The sequence below is a fragment of the Exiguobacterium sp. RIT452 genome, from assembly GCF_003598705.1.
Classification (GTDB): Bacteria; Bacillota; Bacilli; order Exiguobacteriales; family Exiguobacteriaceae; genus Exiguobacterium_A; species Exiguobacterium_A undae.
In genome coordinates, this window is record NZ_QXJB01000003.1 from 61,315 (window position 1) to 81,632 (window position 20,318).

Annotated in this window: 18 protein-coding genes and 1 riboswitch; of the genes, 8 read left to right on the top strand and 10 right to left on the bottom strand. The window is 49.7% G+C overall.

From position 1 onward, the window contains the following. Window positions 1-31 precede the first annotated feature (31 nt). The gene (locus tag D3D03_RS09305) at window positions 32-1,558 is read right to left on the bottom strand and encodes a cryptochrome/photolyase family protein (RefSeq protein ID WP_119923411.1); all 1,527 of its coding nucleotides are present in this window, start codon (window positions 1,556-1,558) and stop codon (window positions 32-34) included. A gap of 239 nt (window positions 1,559-1,797) precedes the next feature. On the opposite strand from D3D03_RS09305, the gene D3D03_RS09310 reads away from it, so the two are divergent. Continuing rightward, window positions 1,798-3,291, top strand: coding sequence for a malate:quinone oxidoreductase (locus D3D03_RS09310; protein ID WP_028105375.1), 1,494 nt, complete (start codon window positions 1,798-1,800; stop codon window positions 3,289-3,291). A gap of 64 nt (window positions 3,292-3,355) precedes the next feature. On the opposite strand, the gene D3D03_RS09315 is transcribed toward D3D03_RS09310, so the two are convergent. From D3D03_RS09315 to D3D03_RS09345, 7 genes are all read right to left on the bottom strand, one after another. Continuing rightward, on the bottom strand, window positions 3,356-3,898 hold the full coding sequence (locus tag D3D03_RS09315; RefSeq protein WP_119923412.1) for an ECF transporter S component: 543 nt from the start codon (window positions 3,896-3,898) through the stop codon (window positions 3,356-3,358). A 339-nt stretch (window positions 3,899-4,237) separates the two neighbouring features. Beyond that, window positions 4,238-5,767, bottom strand: a complete 1,530-nt coding sequence (gene ahpF, locus D3D03_RS09320) for an alkyl hydroperoxide reductase subunit F (RefSeq protein ID WP_026831627.1) — start codon at window positions 5,765-5,767, stop codon at window positions 4,238-4,240. Window positions 5,768-5,781: 14 nt separating this feature from the next. After that, window positions 5,782-6,345: an alkyl hydroperoxide reductase subunit C gene (gene ahpC, locus D3D03_RS09325; RefSeq protein WP_028105377.1), complete on the bottom strand. Its 564-nt coding sequence runs from the start codon at window positions 6,343-6,345 to the stop codon at window positions 5,782-5,784. Between the two features lie 220 nt (window positions 6,346-6,565). Beyond that, a complete protein-coding gene (gene gnd / locus D3D03_RS09330; protein ID WP_119923413.1) occupies window positions 6,566-7,966 on the bottom strand; it encodes a decarboxylating NADP(+)-dependent phosphogluconate dehydrogenase in 1,401 nt (466 codons plus the stop codon). Window positions 7,967-7,984: 18 nt separating this feature from the next. Next, window positions 7,985-9,331: a GntP family permease gene (locus D3D03_RS09335; RefSeq protein WP_026831629.1), complete on the bottom strand. Its 1,347-nt coding sequence runs from the start codon at window positions 9,329-9,331 to the stop codon at window positions 7,985-7,987. Window positions 9,332-9,355: 24 nt separating this feature from the next. After that, complete coding sequence (gntK, locus tag D3D03_RS09340; RefSeq protein WP_026831630.1) at window positions 9,356-10,897, bottom strand: gluconokinase; 1,542 nt, start codon at window positions 10,895-10,897, stop codon at window positions 9,356-9,358. Next, window positions 10,890-11,606 carry a GntR family transcriptional regulator gene (locus D3D03_RS09345; protein WP_026831631.1) on the bottom strand — a complete coding sequence of 239 codons (717 nt, stop codon included), beginning with the start codon at window positions 11,604-11,606 and terminating at the stop codon, window positions 10,890-10,892. The genes gntK and D3D03_RS09345 overlap by 8 nt, the downstream gene beginning before the upstream one ends. A 181-nt stretch (window positions 11,607-11,787) precedes the next feature. Between D3D03_RS09345 and D3D03_RS09350 the strand changes: the two genes are divergently transcribed. The 4 genes from D3D03_RS09350 (at window position 11,788) to mmuM (ending at window position 16,925) form a co-directional block, all read left to right on the top strand. Beyond that, window positions 11,788-12,699 (top strand): ketopantoate reductase family protein, encoded by a 912-nt coding sequence (locus tag D3D03_RS09350; RefSeq protein ID WP_119923414.1) that lies wholly within the window; start codon window positions 11,788-11,790, stop codon window positions 12,697-12,699. A 206-nt stretch (window positions 12,700-12,905) separates the two neighbouring features. Beyond that, window positions 12,906-14,324 (top strand): polysaccharide pyruvyl transferase family protein, encoded by a 1,419-nt coding sequence (locus D3D03_RS09355; protein WP_026831633.1) that lies wholly within the window; start codon window positions 12,906-12,908, stop codon window positions 14,322-14,324. Window positions 14,325-14,431: 107 nt separating this feature from the next. Continuing rightward, window positions 14,432-14,533, top strand: a riboswitch (SAM riboswitch). 84 nt (window positions 14,534-14,617) lie between these two features. After that, on the top strand, window positions 14,618-16,018 hold the full coding sequence (locus D3D03_RS09360; protein ID WP_026831634.1) for an amino acid permease: 1,401 nt from the start codon (window positions 14,618-14,620) through the stop codon (window positions 16,016-16,018). Beyond that, window positions 15,993-16,925, top strand: a complete 933-nt coding sequence (gene mmuM / locus D3D03_RS09365; RefSeq protein ID WP_119923415.1) for a homocysteine S-methyltransferase — start codon at window positions 15,993-15,995, stop codon at window positions 16,923-16,925. The genes D3D03_RS09360 and mmuM overlap by 26 nt, the downstream gene beginning before the upstream one ends. A 95-nt stretch (window positions 16,926-17,020) precedes the next feature. Here mmuM and D3D03_RS09370 read toward each other — a convergent pair whose 3' ends face one another. Then, the gene (locus D3D03_RS09370; protein ID WP_026831636.1) at window positions 17,021-17,443 is read right to left on the bottom strand and encodes a MarR family winged helix-turn-helix transcriptional regulator; all 423 of its coding nucleotides are present in this window, start codon (window positions 17,441-17,443) and stop codon (window positions 17,021-17,023) included. Window positions 17,444-17,632: 189 nt separating this feature from the next. Here D3D03_RS09370 and D3D03_RS09375 point away from each other — a divergent pair, with 189 nt between their 5' ends. Both D3D03_RS09375 and D3D03_RS09380 read left to right on the top strand, forming a co-directional pair. Further along, window positions 17,633-18,088 (top strand): CBS domain-containing protein, encoded by a 456-nt coding sequence (locus D3D03_RS09375; protein ID WP_026831637.1) that lies wholly within the window; start codon window positions 17,633-17,635, stop codon window positions 18,086-18,088. 15 nt (window positions 18,089-18,103) lie between these two features. Next, window positions 18,104-19,342: an MFS transporter gene (locus D3D03_RS09380; RefSeq protein ID WP_026831638.1), complete on the top strand. Its 1,239-nt coding sequence runs from the start codon at window positions 18,104-18,106 to the stop codon at window positions 19,340-19,342. A gap of 62 nt (window positions 19,343-19,404) precedes the next feature. Here D3D03_RS09380 and D3D03_RS09385 read toward each other — a convergent pair whose 3' ends face one another. After that, window positions 19,405-19,827, bottom strand: a complete 423-nt coding sequence (locus D3D03_RS09385; RefSeq protein WP_026831639.1) for a DUF1801 domain-containing protein — start codon at window positions 19,825-19,827, stop codon at window positions 19,405-19,407. A gap of 105 nt (window positions 19,828-19,932) precedes the next feature. On the opposite strand from D3D03_RS09385, the gene D3D03_RS09390 reads away from it, so the two are divergent. Further along, window positions 19,933-20,280, top strand: a complete 348-nt coding sequence (locus D3D03_RS09390) for a hypothetical protein (RefSeq protein ID WP_233550686.1) — start codon at window positions 19,933-19,935, stop codon at window positions 20,278-20,280. The last annotated feature ends 38 nt before the right edge of the window (window positions 20,281-20,318 follow it).

A 20,318-nucleotide genomic window follows, 5' to 3' on the forward strand; every position in this document is an offset into this window, starting at 1 on the left:
AGCCGGGTCTTTCTTGATGTTGATGAAAAGCTCAGCGATGAAATTGTCCGTCCGCCAACTGTTTTTTCAACGCCGTCGCTTTTTTACGGATTGCCTGCTGATCCGCTTGGTCCCGCTTCGCCCACTGCCGGTACATCATCGACATCCGTTGGTTGCCGGAGAAACGTTCCTCGTGCCGGGCGATGAAGTCCCAATACAAGGCATTGAATGGACAGGCATTGTCCCCAAGGGCATCTTTCTGATTAAAGGGACAGTTCCCGCAGTAGTCGCTCATCTTGTGGATGTAGTTCGCCGATGCGATGTACGGTTTCGTCGACAGAAGACCACCGTCGGCATGCAAAGCCATCCCGAGTACATTCGGCAGGACGACCCAATCATAGGCATCGATATACATTTCATTAAACCAGTCCGCTGTTTGTTGCGGCGAAATCTCAAACAAGTTGGCAAAGTTTCCGAGCACCATCAGCCGCTGGATATGATGATTGTGCGCCGTTTCGATGACGGGACGGAGCGACTCGGCGACACAGGTCATCGTCGTCTGACCGTCCCAGAAGAAGTCCGGCAAGTCACGGTCGTGTTTGAGGACATTGACCTGTTCATAACCGGGCATCTCACTCAGGTAGACGGCCCGCATGTACTCACGCCACCCGAGGATTTGGCGGATGAATCCTTCGACGGCATTGAGCGGCGCCTCCTGCTCTTCGAGCGCTGCGGCAGCGGCCTTGATGACTTCGTCCGGTGACAGTAAGCCAATGTTGATCGACGAGGAGAGCAGGGAGTGCGATAACGTATCCTCTCCCGTCAGCATGGCATCCTGATAGGTTCCGAATGTCTCAAGCCGTTCCTCGATGAAACGGGCGAGCGCCCGCTGTGCTTCCGCTCGGGTGACCGGCCAGTGGAACGCATCGAGCTGACCCGGATGATCGGCAAACGTCGTCTCGACTTTGTGGATGACGTCACGCGTGATCTGATCCGGGCGGAACCGGATCGGTGCTTTAAAATCAACGCCGTCCTTCGCCGGTTTTCGATTGTCGGCGTCAAACGACCATTTTCCGCCGAGTGGTTTGTTTCCGTTCATCAAAAGGCGGCGGTCCTTACGAAGTTGCCGGTAAAAGCGGTCCATCTTCCACGGTTTGTCCCCGAGCAGGGCGACGGCTTCGTCCTGCGTCAATAAAAAGAGCGGAACATCGGAACAGACATCGACGGTGATCGTTTTCGGAAGGTTGTTTTGAAACCGTTCCATGACGCGGCGCATCGGGTGATCGGTGATCGCCGTATACAGCAGGTGCGTCGGTTTATAGTGTTGCTGGTGCTGCTTCCAAGCGTCGTCAAACGAGTCCGCTTCCCGGTAATCGACCGTAAATCCTTTGTCCCGGAGTTCGTCTGCGAAGTGACGCATCGCTGAAAAAATCAGCACCAGTTTTTGTTTGTGGTACGTTTTCCAGGTCGAGCGTGACGTTGCTTCGACCATCAAGATGACATCGTGTTTCGGATCCGCTTCCTGCAGAAGCGGTAACGTGTGGTTCAGCTGATTGCCGAAAATCCAGCGTGTCGCCATGAATCGTTCCCCCTTTTTCTTCTATTAAGAGTATATAGCCGCTTTCCCTGAAAGTATGTCTCGGGATGTGCGCGTTCGGTTCAGGGGAAATGGATTTATTTTTAGTCGGAAACACCGGATATTTTAATTTATGAACGACCTGTGATAGGGTTATACTGGAAAGGTAAGTTGTCGTCATACAAGCGGTTTTCAACTGGTATGACAGGTCCATAATATCAAACGGGGATAGGAAGGATATCATGAGCAGTATGCCTAAACAAACAGATGTTATTTTAATTGGTGCCGGAGTCATGAGCGCAACGTTAGGGGTCTTATTAAAAGAGCTTGCGCCGGACATGAAGATTAAAGTGTTCGAGAAATTGGCAAGTGCGGGGGAAGAAAGTTCAAACGAATGGAACAATGCAGGGACGGGTCACGCTGCACTCTGCGAACTGAATTACACGACGGAAAATGCAGACGGAACGATCGACATCAGCAAGGCGGTCAAGGTTAACGAACAGTTCCAACTGTCGCGCCAATTCTGGTCGCACCTCGTCAAAGAACAAGTATTGCCGAACCCGAAAGAATTCATCATGCCGATTCCACATATGAGTATGGTCGAAGGGGCGGAAAACGTCACATTTTTGAAAAAACGATTGGAAGCGCTCTCAGCTAATCCGCTGTTCAAAGGAATGGAATTTTCGGAAGATCCGGAACAACTCAAACAATGGATTCCATTGATCATGGAAGGTCGGACATCACCGGAGCCGATCGCAGCCACGAAAATCGATTCGGGGACAGACGTCAATTTCGGTGCATTGACACGGATTCTGTTTGATCACTTAAAACAACTCGATGTCGAGATCAATTATGGTCATGGTGTTGAAGATTTGAAACGGGTCGACGGTGGCTGGGAAATCAAAGTCAAAAATGACCAAGACAACCGGATCGAACACCATACGGCGAAGTTCATCTTCATCGGCGGTGGCGGCGGCAGTCTGCCGTTGCTTCAAAAAACAGGCATTCCGGAATCGAAACAGATTGGCGGTTTCCCGGTCAGCGGCTTATTCCTCGTCTGTAAAAATCCAGAAATCGCGGAACGTCACCATGCGAAAGTCTACGGGAAAGCCAAAGTCGGTGCGCCACCGATGTCTGTGCCGCATTTAGACACACGTTACATCGACGGTCAAAAATCACTCTTGTTCGGACCGTTCGCCGGTTTCTCACCGAAGTTCCTCAAAACCGGATCAAATCTCGATTTGATCACATCCGTCAAACCGAACAACGTGTTGACGATGCTGGCGGCAGGAGCAAAAGAGATGGGACTGACAAAGTACTTGATCGAGCAGGTCTTACTGTCGACGGAGCAACGGATGAATGAACTGCGTGAATTCATTCCGAACGCGAAAACGGAAGACTGGGATGTCGTTGTCGCCGGACAACGGGTTCAGGTCATCAAAGATACACCACAAGGCAAGGGGACTCTCCAATTCGGAACGGAAGTCGTCAGTGCGGCAGACGGTTCGGTCGCAGCGTTACTCGGCGCGTCACCGGGTGCCTCAACAGCGGTGCCGGTCATGCTGGAAGTCCTCGGGAAATGTTTCCCGGATCAAATGCCGGAGTGGGAAGCAAAAATCAAAGAAATGATCCCGTCGTACGGGACGTCACTCGTCGCGAATCCGGAACTCTTTGATCAAATTCATGCCGAAACCACGAAAACACTTGAATTAACGGAAGCACAGCCGATTCGTTAAACACATCATATGAAGCACAAAAAAGCCCCGTCCTCTTGAAGAGGACGGGGTTGTTTGTGTAAAATCATCCGCGTTGACGGAAGAAACGTGTTTTCTTCAAGGCAATCCCGACTGGAATCGCAACAAGAATTCCGACAACGTTTTGCGTGATGTTTCCTGGGATTGAAGCAACTGGAGCCGCCCAACTGCTGAAGGCCATTCCTTCATGAACAAAGTAGACGAGCAACATGACCGGTACAGAAGCGATCATTCCGATCAAATTGAATCCGACATTCGTACCTTTTCGACCACCGGACCAAGCGATGTAACCAACGATCAATCCTTGAAGTCCACGAGCGATAATGGTACCAGGTGCCCAAATCGTATAGCCTAGTAGAATATCAAATAACCCCATTCCAACGGCACCGGCAATAAGTGCTGTACGTGGACCGAATAAAATCGCAATCAGGAACAACATGGCTGTTCCCATATGGATCAGTCCACCATTCGCTGCGATGGGCAATTTGATATTGATGAACATTGTTGCGACAAGAACAAGTGCAATCGACATCGAAGTGATGACGAGTTGCCGGGTACGAGTGCTTGAATACGGTGCTGCTTTTTGCATGTGCCTGACCTTCTTTATGATAGATTTTGAATACTCTCAATCTATCAGATAACTGGTCTAGCTAAAAGTGTCAATTTCGAACAATTTATAGAGGTCAGTTTGAATCTAAATCTTTCATAATGAGAGCGTTGGCCTAAAAGATGATTTTCCGTGACTTCTACGGGGAAAAGCGCGTTTACGCGCTGTCAGAGGCAGGCGAGACCCGGCTTTAAGACCTGCTGGTCGCAAAAGCCGCGGCTTGCGCCTCGCCCGAGAAAAGCACGGAAAGAAACATCTTTTGTAACACACACCTTTTTTCTAATCAAAAAAACGCCTTGCCGAAGCAAAGCGTTTCGATAGTCAGTTACGAATCATATAATCGAAGGCACCGAGTGCAGCTGTAGCACCTGATCCCATCGAGATGATGATCTGCTTGTAAGCACTGTCCGTACAGTCACCGGCTGCGAAGACACCCGGGATGTTCGTTGCGCCATGACGATCGACAAGGATTTCGCCGAACTTGTTGCGTTCGATCGTTTCGCCGAGCCAGTCTGTGTTTGGTACAAGACCGATTTGGACGAAAACTCCTTCGAGCTCGACATGATGCTCAGCACCTGTTTCGCGTTCGACATACGTGATGCCGTTCACTTTATCCGTACCTGTGATTTCCTTCGTCTGGGCGTTGGCAACGACCGTGACGTTCGGAAGACTGGCCAGACGGTCTTGTAAGACCGCGTCTGCTTTCAGTTCCGGTGCAAATTCAAGCACCGTCACGTGTTTGACGAGACCGGCAAGATCGATGGCCGCTTCGACACCGGAATTCCCGCCGCCGATGACAGCGACACGTTTTCCTTCGAAGAGTGGACCGTCACAGTGGGGACAGTAAGCGACCCCTTTGTTCTTGAACTCGAGTTCGCCCGGCACACCGATGTTGCGCCAGCGTGCACCTGTTGAAAGGATCAAACTCTTCGTTTTCAAGACCGCACCGTTCTCAAGCTCCAGCTCAACGAGGTCTTTTTTCTCAAGACGCGTTGCCCGTTGAAGGTTCATGACATCGATGCCGTACTCTTTGACGTGTTCTTCAAGACTCGCCACGAGTTTCGGACCTTCCGTATACTTCATGCTGATGAAGTTCTCGATGCTCATCGTATCCATGACTTGACCGCCAAACCGTTCAGCGACGATTCCGGTCCGGATGCCTTTACGTGCGGCATAAATCGCAGCACTGGCACCGGCAGGACCTCCACCGACGACAAGAACGTCGTACGGGTCTTTATCGGCAAAGTCTGATGCGTCGACGCCTGTACCGAGTTTCGCAAGAATTTCTTCGAGCGACATCCGACCGTTTCCGAACGCTTCGCCGTTGACGAAGACCGTTGGGACAGCCATGATTTCTTTCGCTTCAACTTCTTCTTTGAACGCACCGCCGTCAATCATCGTGTGGCTGATGTTTGGGTTCAGGACACTCATGACGTTTAAGGCTTGGACGACATCCGGACAGTTGTGGCAACTGAGACTGATGTAAGACTCAAAATGATACGTTTCTTTGATCCCTTTGATCTGATCGATCAGTGAAGCATCGACTTTTGGTGCACGACCGCTGACTTGGAGTAACGCCAAGACGAGGGACGTGAACTCGTGACCGAGTGGAATCCCGGCAAACGTGATCCCGCTCTCTTCACCGACACGATTGACGCTGAAGCTTGGTGTCCTGGCCAGTGACGCCTGTTCGATGCTGATTCGTGGTGACATGCTCGCGATTTCTTCGACGAGCTCGCTCATCTCAAGAGAAACGGAGTCTGTCCCGGCGCTGACCGCGAGGACAAGATCTCCTTCCAATAACTCCAAGTATTGAGCGAGTTGTGCTTTAATATCTGCTGCTAAAGCCATCTCAAATCCGCTCCTTAAATTTTTCCGACGAGGTCGAGGCTCGGTGTGAGTGTTGCAGAACCTTCTTCCCATTTCGCTGGGCAAACTTCGCCTGGGTTGTTGCGTACGTATTGTGCTGCTTTGATTTTGTTAACGAGTGTGCTTGCATCGCGACCGATTCCGCCTGCGTTGATCTCAACCGTTTGGATGACACCGTCTGGATCGATGATGAACGTTCCGCGGTCTGCAAGTCCGTCTTGTTCGTTCAAGACTTCGAAGTTGCGTGAGATGACGTGTGACGGGTCACCAATCATGACGTACTCGATTTTACCGATTGTTTCTGAAGTTTCGTGCCAAGCTTTATGTGTAAAGTGCGTATCTGTTGAAACCGAGTAAACTTCAACGTCAAGCGCTTTGAGTGCTGCGTATTGGTTTTGAAGATCTTCGAGCTCAGTCGGGCAAACGAATGTAAAGTCTGCTGGGTAGAAACAAACGACACTCCATTTTCCACGAAGATTAGCATCTGTAAGGTCGACGAACTCTCCGTTATGGAATGCTGATGCACTGAATGGTTTTACTTCACTTCCGATTAAAGACATGATAAAAATCCTCCTGTTGGGTTCTATTTAAGAATCTGTTCTAGTACTAAGAAAAAACTGTATCTATCACACTAGAATAATTCTAATCTAATACTAATTTCATATAACCGCTTTGTTTTGTCAAGAGATAACCTGTAATTTCCTATCCTGATAAACAAAGTGTGAACAAAAAAAGAACTCCCATTTCCTTAAATGAAACAGGAAACAGGAGCTGTATAAGTTATTGCCACTCCGTGTGGAACGTGCCTTCACGATCGGTCCGGGCATACGTATGTGCCCCGAAGTAATCGCGTTGTGCTTGCAGGATATTGGCATTGGAGTCAGCCGTCCGGTAGCTGTCGTAATACGTCAGCGAAGTGCTGAGACATGGAGCAGCGAGTCCTGACAGAGAACCTTCTGCGACGATTTGGCGCAGTGACGTTTGATAGTCCTGAACCTTCTCGGCGAAGTACGGTGCGAGCATCAAGTTCGCAAGCGATTCGTCCTTCGCGAAAGCCTCACTGATGACGTTCAGGAACTCGGCCCGGATGATGCAGCCGCCGCGGAAAATCAACGCGATTTCTTCGAGGCGTAAGTTCCAGTCATACAATTCGGAAGACGTCCGGTACTGGGTGAAACCTTGCGCGTAAGCCGCAATTTTCCCCATGTAGAGGGCTTGTCGGATCCGCTCGATCCAGACGTCTTTGTCGAGTGTCTCGCGGGCTTCCGGTCCAGTGAGGACGGTAGCTGCCGCGACACGTTCTTCTTTAACAGCCGAAAGATAACGGGCAAAGAGCGCTTCCGTAATGATTGAAGAAGCAATTCCGTTATCAATCGATTGCATGCTCGTCCATTTGCCGGTGCCTTTTTGACCGGCTTGGTCCAAGATGACATCGATCAATGGAAGACCGGTTTCGTCATCTTTTTTCCGGAGAATATCGGCGGTGATTTCAATCAGGTAACTTTTCAGTTCGCCTTCATTCCAAGATGAGAAGACATCAGCGATTTCTTCGACATCGAGTCCAAGACGGAACCGGAGGAAACTGTAAGCTTCCGCAATCAATTGCATGTCGGCATATTCGATGCCGTTATGGACCATTTTGACAAAATGACCGGCCCCTTTTGGTCCGATGTAGACGCAACACGGTTCACCGTTCACTTTGGCAGCAATCTTCGTCAAAATTGGGGCAACCTGTGCGTAGGCTTCTTTTGTTCCGCCCGGCATGATGGCAGGACCGGTACGGGCACCGACTTCACCGCCGGAGACACCGACGCCGATGTATTCGATACCGTGTTGCTGCAGTTGATCAAAACGGCGTTCTGTATCGAGGAAGTGGGAATTTCCACCGTCCATGATGATGTCGCCCGTCTCGAGATGCGGGACGAGTGATTCGATGACTGAATCGATTGCACTGCCTGCTGTGACCATCACGAAAATCTTCCGCGGACGTTCAAGGGATTGAACAAAATCCGCAACGTCATAATAGGGATGGATCGATAACCCTTCGTTATGGGCCATCAGCTCATCTGTTAAATCACGTGTGTAGTTGTAAACAGCGACATTTTCTTGATGACTTGCCATGTTAAGGGCGATGTTGCGCCCCATGACGCCAAGCCCGATGACTCCGATTGAATGTAGCATATAGACCGACTCCTTTTTTTAGACGACGAGACTGAGCAAGAGAATGAAGCCAAGTCCAAAGACGGAAATAAGCGTCTCGAGCACCGTCCACGTCGCAAATGTTTCTGTCATGGTTAATCCAAAGTATTCTTTAAACATCCAGAATCCGGCATCGTTGACGTGCGAAGCGATTAGACTGCCGGCTCCAGTCGCCAAGACGACGAGCGCCAGATTAACGTCCGATTGACCGAGTAACGGGATGACGAGACCGGCTGTCGTCAGCGAAGCGACGGTTGCCGAACCAAGCGAAATCCGTAAGATGGCAGCGATGATCCAGGCGAGTAAAATCGGTGATAAGGTTGTTCCTTCAAAGGTTTTAGCAACGAAATCACCGACACCCCCATCGATCAAGACCTGTTTGAAGGCACCGCCGCCACCGATGATCAACAGCATCATCCCGATTTGGGTGATGGCGGTCGTACACGAATCCATGACCGTTTTGATCGGAATCTGACGGGCCAGTCCCATCGTATAGACCGCGACAAGCAAGGAAATCAGCATCGCCGTCGAGGCATTTCCGATGAACTGGATGGCGGCTAAAGCCGGATTGTTGTCCCAGCCGAGTGTCTTCTGTAATAACGTTAGTGCAGTTGCGATCGACATCAAGAGAACCGGTAGCATTGCCGTGAACACACTGATACCGAATCCCGGTGTATCTTTTAAATCAAATTCTTTTTGTTCACCGAGTGACGCAATGTTGCCGGTTTTCTTAAATGAATTCGGCACAATCCGTTTAGCGAACTTCGTAAAAATCGGACCGGCGATGATGACCGTCGGCACGGCAACGATGAAGCCGTATAAGAGCACTTGTCCGAGATCCGCACCGTACTCACCGGCGATGACCGTTGGGCCCGGGTGAGGCGGCAGGAAACCGTGTGTGACCGATAACGCTGCAACCATCGGAATCCCGAGATAAAGAATCGAAACGCGTAGCTGACGTGAGATCGCAAAGACGATTGGAATTAACAGTACCAATCCGACCTCAAAGAAGAGGGCGATCCCGATGATGAATGAGGCAACGACGACCGCCCATTGGATGTTCTTTTCCCCAAATTTCGCGACAAGCGTCATCGCGATCCGTTGCGCACCACCAGCATCCGCAATCAGTTTTCCGAGCATCGCACCGAGTCCGAAGATCAAGGCGAGGTGACCAAGCGTTCCGCCGATTCCAGCTTCAATCGTCGTGACGATTTGATCAAGCGGCATCCCGAGCAGGAGCGCGACGACAAACGAGACAATGATCAGGGAGATAAACGTGTTTAACTTCAACCCCATGATTAAGACGAGTAACAAAACAATCCCGATGGCAACAATGACTAATGGCATGTGACTTCCCCCAAAAACGTTAAATTAAATTTCTTTTTGAATCAAACCCCGTTGATACGTAGCGATGCGCCGGTAATCGGTTTCCAGAACACGCGCCAAGCTGATGAAGATCGGCAACAACTGCCGGTATTCGTGCATCGCCTCTTCGTTTGGCACGTGACGGTGCGTATCCCCGATCATGTCTGCGGCCACCTCAAATGAATCGACTTCCCCCGTCGCATACAATCCGAGAATACAGGCTCCAAGACATGAACTTTCAAAACTTTCCGGAATGACGACTTCTGATTCGAAGATATCCGCCATCATTTGACGCCACACTTCAGAACGGGCGAACCCCCCGGTTGCCTGAATCCGTGTGACCGGACCATCCATACACTCGATGAGCGCAAGGAAAACGGTGTACAAGTTGTAGATGACACCTTCCAGCGCTGCCCGAATCATGTGTTCTTTTTTATGCGATAACGTCAAGCCGAAGAACGAGCCGCTGACATCCGGATTCCAAAGCGGTGCCCGTTCGCCCGACAGATACGGATGAAACAGTAATCCGTCCGAACCCGGGCGGACCCGCTCGGCGATTTTCGTCAAGACAGCATACGGATCAATTCCGAGTCGTTTCGCCGTTTCGACTTCCGACGATGCGAGCTCATCCCGGATCCAGCGTAAGACCATCCCTCCATTATTGACCGGACCACCGATGACCCAATGGTTTTCGGTTAAGGCATAACAGAAGATCCGGCCTTTTTCGTCAGTTTGCGGCCGGTCGATGATCGTCCGGATGGCACCACTCGTTCCGATCGTAATCGCGATTTCTCCTTTACGGATCGCATTGACACCGAGGTTCGACAGCACGCCGTCACTGGCTCCGATCAGAAATGGTGTGGATGGATCCAGTCCAATTTGTTTGGCGTATTCCGGTGCGAGATTCGTAAACGAAGTCGTCGTTGAAACCGGGCGCGACAGTTTCGATGCGTCGATGCCGGCGACGTGCAGGGCTTCTGCATCCCAGTCGAGTTCATGAATGTTGAACAAGCCGGTTGCTGACGCCAGTGAATGATCGATGGCATATTCACCGAACAGACGTTGGAAAACAAATTCCTTGATGCCGATGTATTTTTTTGTTTGGGCAGCAATGTCGGGATGTTCTTCGACAAGCCAACAAATCTTGCTGAGCGGCGACATCGGATGAACCGGTGTTCCCGTCCGGTGGTAAATTGAATAGCCGTATTGTTCCTTGATCCGATTCGACCAGACTTCACTCCTGCTGTCCGCCCATGTGATGCAGGCAGTCAGCGGCTGATCGTGTTCGTCCATCGCAATCAAGCTGTGCATCGCGCTGCTGAAGGCAACGAACTTCGGCTGCTCCGTTGGATGTTGTTTCGTCATCAACCGGATGCTTTCGAGGACGGCATGAAAAATCTCTTCCGGATCCTGTTCCGCCGTTGAACGGTTTGGTGTATGAAGCGGATAACCGATGTTCGTTTGTCCGACGACTTCCCCTGTCGTCGTGAAGAGCACCGCTTTTGTACTGGTCGTGCCGATATCAATCCCTAACATGTATTCAGTCATGTGGCTCGACTCCCTTCGTCATCAGTTGTTGTGACTTCCATAAATCTTCGACTTCCTGCACATCATCAAAGTTCTGATGCAGCGAGGCAATCATTCGTTTGCGGTCACCGGTTTCGATGGCTTCGATGTAGAGGGCGTGGTTCGCAAGGATCCGGTCGAAGTCCTCGATGTCCTCGTCGATGCGTTGGCGCATCGACAATAAGATGAAACTTTCCATGACAGGTTTTAGATTTTGCCACATCATACTGACGTAACCATGGTCAATCGATCGGATGATCGTTTCGTGGAATAAGACGTCTTGATAGGAAAATTCGTCCGCATCCTTGTATTTAATGGCGATTTTCATCATCTCGAGCACCTTGCTCAGTTCACGGACCAGCTCTTGCCGCTCCATCCGTACGAGACGTTCAAAGACGAACGTCTCGATTAACAGCCGGACATCGTAGATTTCTTGGATGTCGCGCTTCGACAGTCCGACGACGACAGCCCCCATCCGCTCCAACCGGATGATCCGTTCTGATGCCAGGACTTTCAAGGCATCACGAACCGGAGAACGGCTGACGGAAAAATCAGCGGCCAACTTATTTTCAGACAAGACTGTCCCGCTTTCGATTTTGCCGGAAATGATCCGCATCCGCAGTTCATAGGCAACACGATCACCGGCAGATGCTTTTGATAACCACTTAATCGGGTATAAAAGATCAGACATAAAATCACCTACTTTGTTTGATAAGTATACTTGTATACAAGTAGTATAAACGACGGAAACTAAAATGCAAGCGCTTTAATTAAATTGTCATCTTTGTCCAATTCGGTCTGATCTGTATGATAGGCTAAACAAAGAACAGGTACTAATGGAAGAAAAAAATCAGATATATGGAGGTATGAAAATGAAAATTTTAGTTGTCGGAGCAGGGGCGGTCGGCGGTTATTTTGGAGGACGTTTGGCGGAAAAAGGGGAGGATGTCACGTTTTTAGTCCGTCCACGCCGCATGCAGGAATTGGAACAATCCGGACTCCGGATCAGCAGTCCGCACGGTGATGTTAAGCTGTCGCCACGTTTAATCGAAGCCGGAACAGATGAGACGTTTGATCTGATTCTGCTTTCGACGAAAGCCTACCATCTGGATCAGGTCGTACAGGATATCGAACCGTTTGTCGCGGAACATACATACATTTTGCCGTTGTTAAATGGAATGGCACATCTGGAGCGGTTAACTGAAACATTTGGTGATCACCGTGTGCTCGGCGGACTATGCTTCATCGAATCGACGCTGGATGAACAGGGACGGATTCTTCAAACCAGTCCTTCCCACCATCTGTTGTTTGGTCCATTGACGGGGGAACGAACGCAACGCCTGGAAGAACTGGAACGGCATCTGACCGGAACAAAAGCGCCGATCAAGTATTCGGAAACGATCATCCGTGACATGTGGAACAAGTATTTGTTCATCACGACGTTTTCAGGGGTAACGTCGCTTTTCCGTTCGGCGATTGGTCCGATTCGGGAGCAGGCACAGGGGATGGAGCTGATCCGGCAATTGACGGCTGAAGCCAAACAGGCGATGGAGCAACAGGGAGCTGTGTTCAGTGACGAAATCGAACAGGTTCAAGAACAACAGATCCGTCAGATGAGCGAGACGATGAAATCGTCACTTCAGCGCGATATGGAAAAAGGCAACGATGTCGAATCCACGCATCTTTTTCAGACACTGCTCTCTACGGAAGAGACAGCACAACCGCTCTTGCGGATGATTCATACGAATCTCGAAATCTATCGGAATCAATTAAAACAGGTTTAAGTATTTGTTATATCGGGAAATCTAATGTGGATGTACAGATTAGAATCAAACGCAGTCAAGAATATGTTAAATTCAAGCAATTCGTTGACTTACTGAATTAAACTCATCTATCCTTAAATGGATTGGTTGAATAAAAAGTAAAATATATTTTTGTGAGCTAATTTTAATGGACAATGAAAACAGAAGTGAGAGGGGAATTACTTTACATGAAACGTATTATTATTCGCGCTGGTATGACACCGTTTGAACAGTTCGACGCAGAATATCTCATGAAACACAATTCAATCGGAGGAAACGTTGGAAACCTGATTTATCAATACAGCATCTTCCGCACATTGATGACAGAAGGCACGACGATTACACCGGATTATTACTACTATGAAGAAGAGCGTGCAGATGAGATCAACGCCAACTTCGACCTGTACGTCATTCCACTCGCAGACGCATTCCGTAAAGAATTCGTTCCGACACTTCGTAAATATACAAAATTGATTAAAAAGCTGAAGATTCCAGTCGTCGTCATCGGCGTTGGTCTACGCGCACCGTTTGAGCCGGACTTAAAAGAAGGTTTTTCATTTGATGAAGATGTAAAGGCGTTTGTCAGTGCCGTCCTCGAACGTTCAAGCATGCTTGGACTTCGCGGTGAAATCACATCAAAATATTTGACGCGCCTTGGTTTCCGCGAAGGAATCGATCACAAAGTCATCGGTTGCCCATCGATGTATGCGTTTGGCCGTGATCTGAAAATCCGTGAAACGAACATCACGAAAGATTCGATGATCGGCGTCAACTCGTCACGTCTTGCACCGCAGAACGTCCTGAACTTCATCACACGCGGAATGGAAGAGTACCCGAACCACTACTTCATCCCGCAATGGATGAAAGAGTTACGCTTGACGTACACAGGGACACATCCGATTGCTGACTTATCGGTCACGAACTATCCGGTCAAAATGTCGGATCCGACATACATGAACGACCGTGTCCGCTTCTTCTTGAATGCACAGACATGGATCGACTTCTTAAAAGAAGCCGACTTCAGCTTTGGAGCACGTCTTCACGGGAACATCACGGCGACGCTTGCCGGAACACCAAGTATCCTGATTCCGAAAGATGCACGGATGCGTGAATTGACGGATTACCACCAATTGACACACATCTGGGCAAATGACATCACAGACAGCACACGTTTGTCGGATGTAATCGAGTCTGCAGACTTCCAAAGCCCGGCTCGTGTACAGGCACGTAACTTCGATAACTTCGTCGAGTTCTTGAACACAAACGACTTAGAGCATATCTACAAAGAAACAAACTATCCGGAGAACGTTCCGTTTGATCGGGAAATGGCGAAAGCCGAACTGCTTCCAGTCGTCAAACCGATTACAGGAATCAGCATCGAAGAAGCCGTTTCACGTTTTGAATCGTACTTCCCGGAAGAAGAACAAAAAATCGTGGCAGCTCAAAAACGCGATAAAGCGAAGATTGCTGAGAAAGACAAAAAAATCAAATCGCTTCAAGGCAAGTTGAACAATCAAACAAAAGAAATGAAACATCAGCAGGGCACCCTGAACCGGAAAGCGGTTCGGATGGCATTGAAAACAGCTGACTTGTTTGCGAAGAAATAAGCAAAAGACGTCTTATACCGTTCTGGTGTAAGACGTTTTTTTAAATGATATATTCTGAATTGTGTTGACAATTCAGAACGTGGTTGGTACTGTTATGAAAAATTACATTCTTATCCAGAGAGGTGGAGGGACTGGCCCTTTGAAGCCTCAGCAACAGGTCGCAAGATACTGTGCTAATTCCTGCGGGTGTCGTACCCGATCGATAAGCTTCTTTTGATTGTCGACCGGCGCACCCATGTATGTGGGTGCGTTTTTTTATTGTAAATGAGAGAAAGAGGAGTGTGGAAGAGCAGATGAAAGAGGAGACGTTTCGACGAAAAATGGAATCCCGGCATATCGTCATGCTGTCACTAGGTGGTGTCATCGGGACAGGATTGTTTTTAAGTACAGGTTATACACTCGAGCAGGCCGGTCGGATCGGAACGATTTTATCATACTTGGTCGGGGCACTGGCAGTTTATCTCGTGATGCTGTGTTTGGGAGAGTTAGCAGTACATATGCCGGAAACCGGCGCCTTTCATAGTTATGCGACGAAGTACATCGGATCCGGAACCGGTTATACGGTGGCGTGGCTCTACTGGTTGACGTGGACGGTCGCCCTCGGGTCGGAATTCACGGCAGCCGGCTTGTTGATGCAACGCTGGTTCCCGGACGTTCCGGTCTGGATGTTCAGCGGCGTATTCGTCGTCATGATTTTAGGAATCAACGTCTTGACGGTCCGGTTGTTCGCGGAGGTCGAGTTTTGGTTTTCCGCCGTTAAAGTATTGACGATTTTAGTCTTCATCGTCTTGGGAACAGCAGCGATCGTCGGATTTTTACCGCTCGCGGACGGATCACAGGCGCCGTTGCTTGCTCCTTTGACAGAAGGCGGATTGTTTCCGAATGGTGCCTTCGCCATCTTGATGACGATGCTTGCCGTCAACTTCGCTTACTCCGGGACGGAACTGATTGGAATCGCAGCAGGGGAAGCCGTCGATCCAAAACGAACGGTGCCGCTGGCAATTCGCACGACGATTTTCAGATTGGTCCTGTTTTTTGTCGGAACGATCATCGTTCTTGCGATTTTGTTACCGAATGATTCAAAAGGTGTCCTCGAAAGTCCGTTTGTTGCCGTGTTTGAGCGAATCGGTCTGCCGTTTGCCGCGGACATCATGAACTTCGTCATTTTGACAGCCATTCTGTCGGCTGCGAATTCCGGATTGTACGCCGCGTCGCGGATGCTCTGGTCCTTATCCGATCAACGGATGATTACACCGTTCTTTTCCAAGCTGAATGCGAGTGGTGTACCGACACGTGCTGTATTCTTCAGTATGCTCGGTGGTCTGCTCGCCTTGTTTTCCAGTGTTTATGCGCCGGGTTCGGTCTACATTGCCCTGGTCTCGATTTCCGGTCTTGCCGTTGTCGTCGTCTGGATGAGTATCAGCGCGTCACAGTTCATGTTCCGAAGACGGTATCTGCAGGAGGGGAATGATCTCAACGATTTAGTGTACCGGACGCCGTGGTATCCGCTTGTCCCAATCGTCTCTTTTTTAATGTGTCTGGCTTCTTTGATCGGAATCGCCTTTGATCCGACACAACGGGTGGCGCTGTACTTTGGTGTTCCCTTCATTGCCTTATGTTACGTCGTCCATCATCTGACTAAAAAATCATGGAAACGGAGTGTGGAAGATGTCAAAGAAAAACAATCCAGTTGAACGGTTGCTACATGAAAAACCCTATATCTTATTAGACGGGGCGCTCGCGACCGAACTTGAACGCAACGGCAGTAATCTCGACGATCCGCTTTGGTCGGCGCGTGTACTGGTCGAAGAACCGGAGCAGATTCATCGTGTGCACGCCGATTATTTTAAAATCGGAGCAGACTGTGCCATCACGTCGAGTTATCAGGCGAGTATCGACGGCTTCAAGAGCCGGGGAATCGAAACGGACGAAGCGCTTGAATTGATTCAACAAACCGTCCATCTTGCGCAACAAGCACGGCAAGAAACAGGAGGAAAAGCGCGTCACGCACTCATCGCGGGATCGATCGGACCGTACGGCGCTTACCTGTCTGACGGCTCGGAATACGTCGGTCATTACGGGGTCGACGATGCCCGACTGGAAGCCTTCCACCGTCCGCGGCTCGAAGCTTTGATTGCGGCCGGCGCCGATCTGTTGGCGTTTGAGACGATACCTTCCTTACAAGAAGCCAAAGTGCTGTTTCGTCTGCTCGAAGAATTTCCGGAACAATCGGCTTGGCTTGCCTTTTCTTTGCGTGACGCGACGCACATCAGTGAAGGAACGACGTTGGTCGAGTGCCTCGAAGCTTTAGGTGAGCATCCGCAACTGGCAGCGATCGGCGCCAATTGTTTTCCGGCATCAATCGCGACGGCGTTCATCACCGGCTTAAAACAACTGACCGATGTTCCGATCATCGTCTATCCGAATTCAGGGGAACATTATGATCCGGTCAGTAAAACATGGTCCGGTGAAACAGCCTGTACCGCGTTCGAAGACATTGCACCGGAGTGGTACGCGGCAGGTGCCCGATTGATCGGCGGTTGTTGCCGCACGACACCGGAGCAGATCGAGCGTATTCAGCAGAATGTGACGATCATTTAACCGGAAGACGACGAAACATTCAGCTGAACAAAAACAGAGGGCGGATGTAAGGTCCGCCCTCTGTACTGGTTTGCCAGTTGCTGTTTTTCAGGAATTCACCGTTCCCGCAACGCTTGGTTAAACTGTTTCAGCAACCGTCCAAAGGATTCCGCATCTTCAGCCGGCCAGTCCGTCACGAGCCGTTCGATGCTCGTCAAACGAGCGGTCCGGTAGATTTCCAACTCGCGTTGACCGTGCGGTGTGATCTTGTAGAAGAAGGCCCGGCCATCTGTCGGGTCTTTTATTTTTTCGACCAGATTTTTTTGATCGAGGGCAGCCGCTTGCCGACTGACAGTCGATACGTCGAGCTGCAATTCACGTGCGAGCGTCTTGACACCGACTTGACCGGAATCCGACAGTTGGCGCAACAGCAAGTAGGACGCGCGGTCCAAATTCCGGTTATCGGCCGTCGCCGTCGTCAAACGACGAATCAAAATCGCCAGTTCGAGTTCAATCGTTTCCAGGGATTGATTAGACATCTTATCACCTCTTCATATCAGCCTTTATTGCCCTCATCATTACGCACGAGACGACCGCTGTCAATACAAGAGCAGGGTTCTTGACACGGTTATAGTTGTATTATACAATCATAAATGTTATTTAATTGTATCGTGCAACTGATTGTCATGAACTTATTCCATTACAGCGTCTGATAAAGGAGAATTCCGATGAAAGCTTATCAATCCATGAAAGAAACTGTCATTACCGTCAGTGAACAAGATACGATCCGGACGGTGGTTGAACGTTTTATCACATCCGGAATCAGCGGTGTTCCGGTCGTGAACGAACAGCAGGAGGTCGTCGGTTACATCAGTGACGGGGACATCATGCGGGCGATCGGGAAACATAAAGACATCATCGTCGATACATTCGTCTACGTCGACGTCATCAAAGGAGATGACGAAAACTACGAAGAGCGTGTTCGGCATATCTTGAATCGACCGGTCATGGAGATGGCACGGCGAAAAGTAGTCACAGCGACGGTGGAGACCGAGATGGAAGAAATCGCGGCGACACTGGGCGCGAAACGGATTAAAAAACTGCCGATTCTAAAAGACGGAAAGCTGGTCGGAATCATCAGTCGTGGTGACGTCATCCGTCACTCCTTTAAACAGTTTATTTAAGAAAGAAGGATTCATATGGCTCTTGCTGAAAAAACAACGACACTTGCGCCTGAAACAGTCTTGGCGGAAAGCAAACAAGGTTTGCTGCATCAGCCGATTGCGGTTTGGGCGGTATTTTTTGCCAGTATTACGGCATTCATGGGGATGGGGCTTGTCAACCCGGTCTTACCAACGATTGCCGACAATCTAGAAGCTTCCAAAAGTGAAGTCACATTGCTGTTTACGAGTTACAACGCCGTCATGGCGTTTGCGATGCTGATCACCGGTGCGATTTCGTCCCGGATCGGTCAAAAAGGAACATTGATGCTCGGGATCGCCGTCATTGCGGTCGTCGCCGGTTTCGCGTCACAAGCCGACAGCATCTGGACGCTCGTCGCTTTACGCGGCGGTTGGGGACTCGGGAACGCCTTGTTCGTTGCGACGGCACTTGCCGCGATCGTTTCCCTGTCATCCGGCGGAACGGCGAAAGCGATCATCTTATATGAAGCGGCGGTCGGTCTCGGGATTTCAATCGGTCCGTTGCTGGGCGGGACACTTGGTTCGATTACATGGCGTGCACCGTTCATGGGTGTTGCGACCATCATGGTCATCGCGTTCCTCGTCTTGTTGTTCTTGATGCCAAAACCAGTTGCCACGGCGACACCACCGAAAAAGATTTCATTGTTGGCACCGTTCCAGGCAATGAAACACCGGTCATTACTGACACTCGGAATCGTTGCTGCCCTGTATAACGTCGGATTCTTCACGATCATGGCGTATGCGCCGTTCGTCATGAAGCTGCCGGCACAAGGGCTTGGGTTTGTCTTCCTCGGTTGGGGGATGTTGCTCGCCTTGACGTCCGTCCTGACAGCACCAAAATTAAAACAATGGCTCGGGACGATCAAAGCGATGGTACTGATGCTTCTCTTATTCGCCGTCTTGTTACTGTTAATGGGGATCTTTACCGAAACACCAGCAGTCGTCATCGTCTGTGTCATTCTTGCCGGAGCTGTGCTCGGGAACAATAACACTTTGATTACGACAGCAGTCATGGATGCAGCGCCGGTCGAACGTTCGACAGCATCGGCAGCATACAGTTTCTTACGTTTTCTCGGGGCAGCCATCGCACCGTTCATGGCCGGTAAATTGGCTGAAATCTTTAATGCCAACCTGCCGTTTTACGTCGGGAGTGCATTTGTCTTATTGTCTGTCGTCATCATCGGGGTCAATCTCAAACACATTCGTCATATCGATACAACAGACAGCGGACATTAATGCCAACAGCAAACGTCCCTTCCTTCGCAAAACCAGCGAAGGGAGGGACGTTTTTTGAGCGTTCAAGACCGTGGATACGTCGTCTCCAGAAAAGCGACGGAGTGAACGATCAGCTCCCGTAAGACAAGCAGGTCGACATCTGCTAGTTTATTAATATAGACACAGCTTTTTCCGGTCTTGTGTTTGCCGAGACGCGCGAGGAATTGCTCACGCTCCGGACCTGTTGCGAAATAGAGGCTGATGTTCGCTTTGCGGGGCGAGAATCCGACAAGAAATGAGTCGCCTTCATGTCCGGAAGAATACCGATAGTGATAGTGACCGAATCCAATCATCGTGTCACCCCACATCACGGCTGGATAACCCGTCATCTCTTCAAAAATCTGTCGCAATTGTTCACAGTCCGTCCGTTTTGACACTGGCGTGATCGTACTCAAAAAGGCATCGACGCTTTGATCCGTCGGTAACGTCTTTTGCTGATCAGTCATAAGAAAACTCCTTTCGTGAGTGGGCGACGGTCATTTCGATTCGTTACAAAACCATTCCCTGTCTAACAGGTATTCATTCAAAAAGAGGTGATTTAGTTGAACCATGTGATTTCATTTACGGGATATGACGAGACGATTGATTGGCACATCGTCGAAGTGAATCAAGCGTTGGCTACATTACAAATCGACGTGTGGCATCAGGATAAAAGAATCCATCAGATGACGTTATCGTTTGAAGAATATGACCGATTTGCCCATGAATTTCGGATTGTTCATGAGCAGTTTCCGGGAATCGTTTCCTTTGAAAACGTTGGGTTTATATTTGAATTGAACTACAACCGGCTGGGGCATGTTCGAATCGACTGGCGTCACGTTGACGAATCAAACCATACATTACAGTCTGATCAAAGTTATGTTGGGCAAGCCCTTGGCTTGATCGGCGTGTACACTTAAAAATCCTCCATTCGTCGTGTAAGAGACGAATGGAGGAT

Excerpts from the sequence above, each read along its gene's own strand:
- D3D03_RS09305 (WP_119923411.1), bottom strand. The coding sequence starts at position 1,558 with ATGGCGACACGCTGGATTTTCGGCAATCAGCTGAACCACACGTTACCG.
- D3D03_RS09310 (WP_028105375.1), top strand. The coding sequence starts at position 1,798 with ATGAGCAGTATGCCTAAACAAACAGATGTTATTTTAATTGGTGCCGGA.
- D3D03_RS09315 (WP_119923412.1), bottom strand. The coding sequence starts at position 3,898 with ATGCAAAAAGCAGCACCGTATTCAAGCACTCGTACCCGGCAACTCGTC.
- ahpF (WP_026831627.1), bottom strand. The coding sequence starts at position 5,767 with ATGGCTTTAGCAGCAGATATTAAAGCACAACTCGCTCAATACTTGGAG.
- ahpC (WP_028105377.1), bottom strand. The coding sequence starts at position 6,345 with ATGTCTTTAATCGGAAGTGAAGTAAAACCATTCAGTGCATCAGCATTC.
- gnd (WP_119923413.1), bottom strand. The coding sequence starts at position 7,966 with ATGCTACATTCAATCGGAGTCATCGGGCTTGGCGTCATGGGGCGCAAC.
- D3D03_RS09335 (WP_026831629.1), bottom strand. The coding sequence starts at position 9,331 with ATGCCATTAGTCATTGTTGCCATCGGGATTGTTTTGTTACTCGTCTTA.
- gntK (WP_026831630.1), bottom strand. The coding sequence starts at position 10,897 with ATGACTGAATACATGTTAGGGATTGATATCGGCACGACCAGTACAAAA.
- D3D03_RS09345 (WP_026831631.1), bottom strand. The coding sequence starts at position 11,606 with ATGTCTGATCTTTTATACCCGATTAAGTGGTTATCAAAAGCATCTGCC.
- D3D03_RS09350 (WP_119923414.1), top strand. The coding sequence starts at position 11,788 with ATGAAAATTTTAGTTGTCGGAGCAGGGGCGGTCGGCGGTTATTTTGGA.
- D3D03_RS09355 (WP_026831633.1), top strand. The coding sequence starts at position 12,906 with ATGAAACGTATTATTATTCGCGCTGGTATGACACCGTTTGAACAGTTC.
- D3D03_RS09360 (WP_026831634.1), top strand. The coding sequence starts at position 14,618 with ATGAAAGAGGAGACGTTTCGACGAAAAATGGAATCCCGGCATATCGTC.
- mmuM (WP_119923415.1), top strand. The coding sequence starts at position 15,993 with ATGTCAAAGAAAAACAATCCAGTTGAACGGTTGCTACATGAAAAACCC.
- D3D03_RS09370 (WP_026831636.1), bottom strand. The coding sequence starts at position 17,443 with ATGTCTAATCAATCCCTGGAAACGATTGAACTCGAACTGGCGATTTTG.
- D3D03_RS09375 (WP_026831637.1), top strand. The coding sequence starts at position 17,633 with ATGAAAGCTTATCAATCCATGAAAGAAACTGTCATTACCGTCAGTGAA.
- D3D03_RS09380 (WP_026831638.1), top strand. The coding sequence starts at position 18,104 with ATGGCTCTTGCTGAAAAAACAACGACACTTGCGCCTGAAACAGTCTTG.
- D3D03_RS09385 (WP_026831639.1), bottom strand. The coding sequence starts at position 19,827 with ATGACTGATCAGCAAAAGACGTTACCGACGGATCAAAGCGTCGATGCC.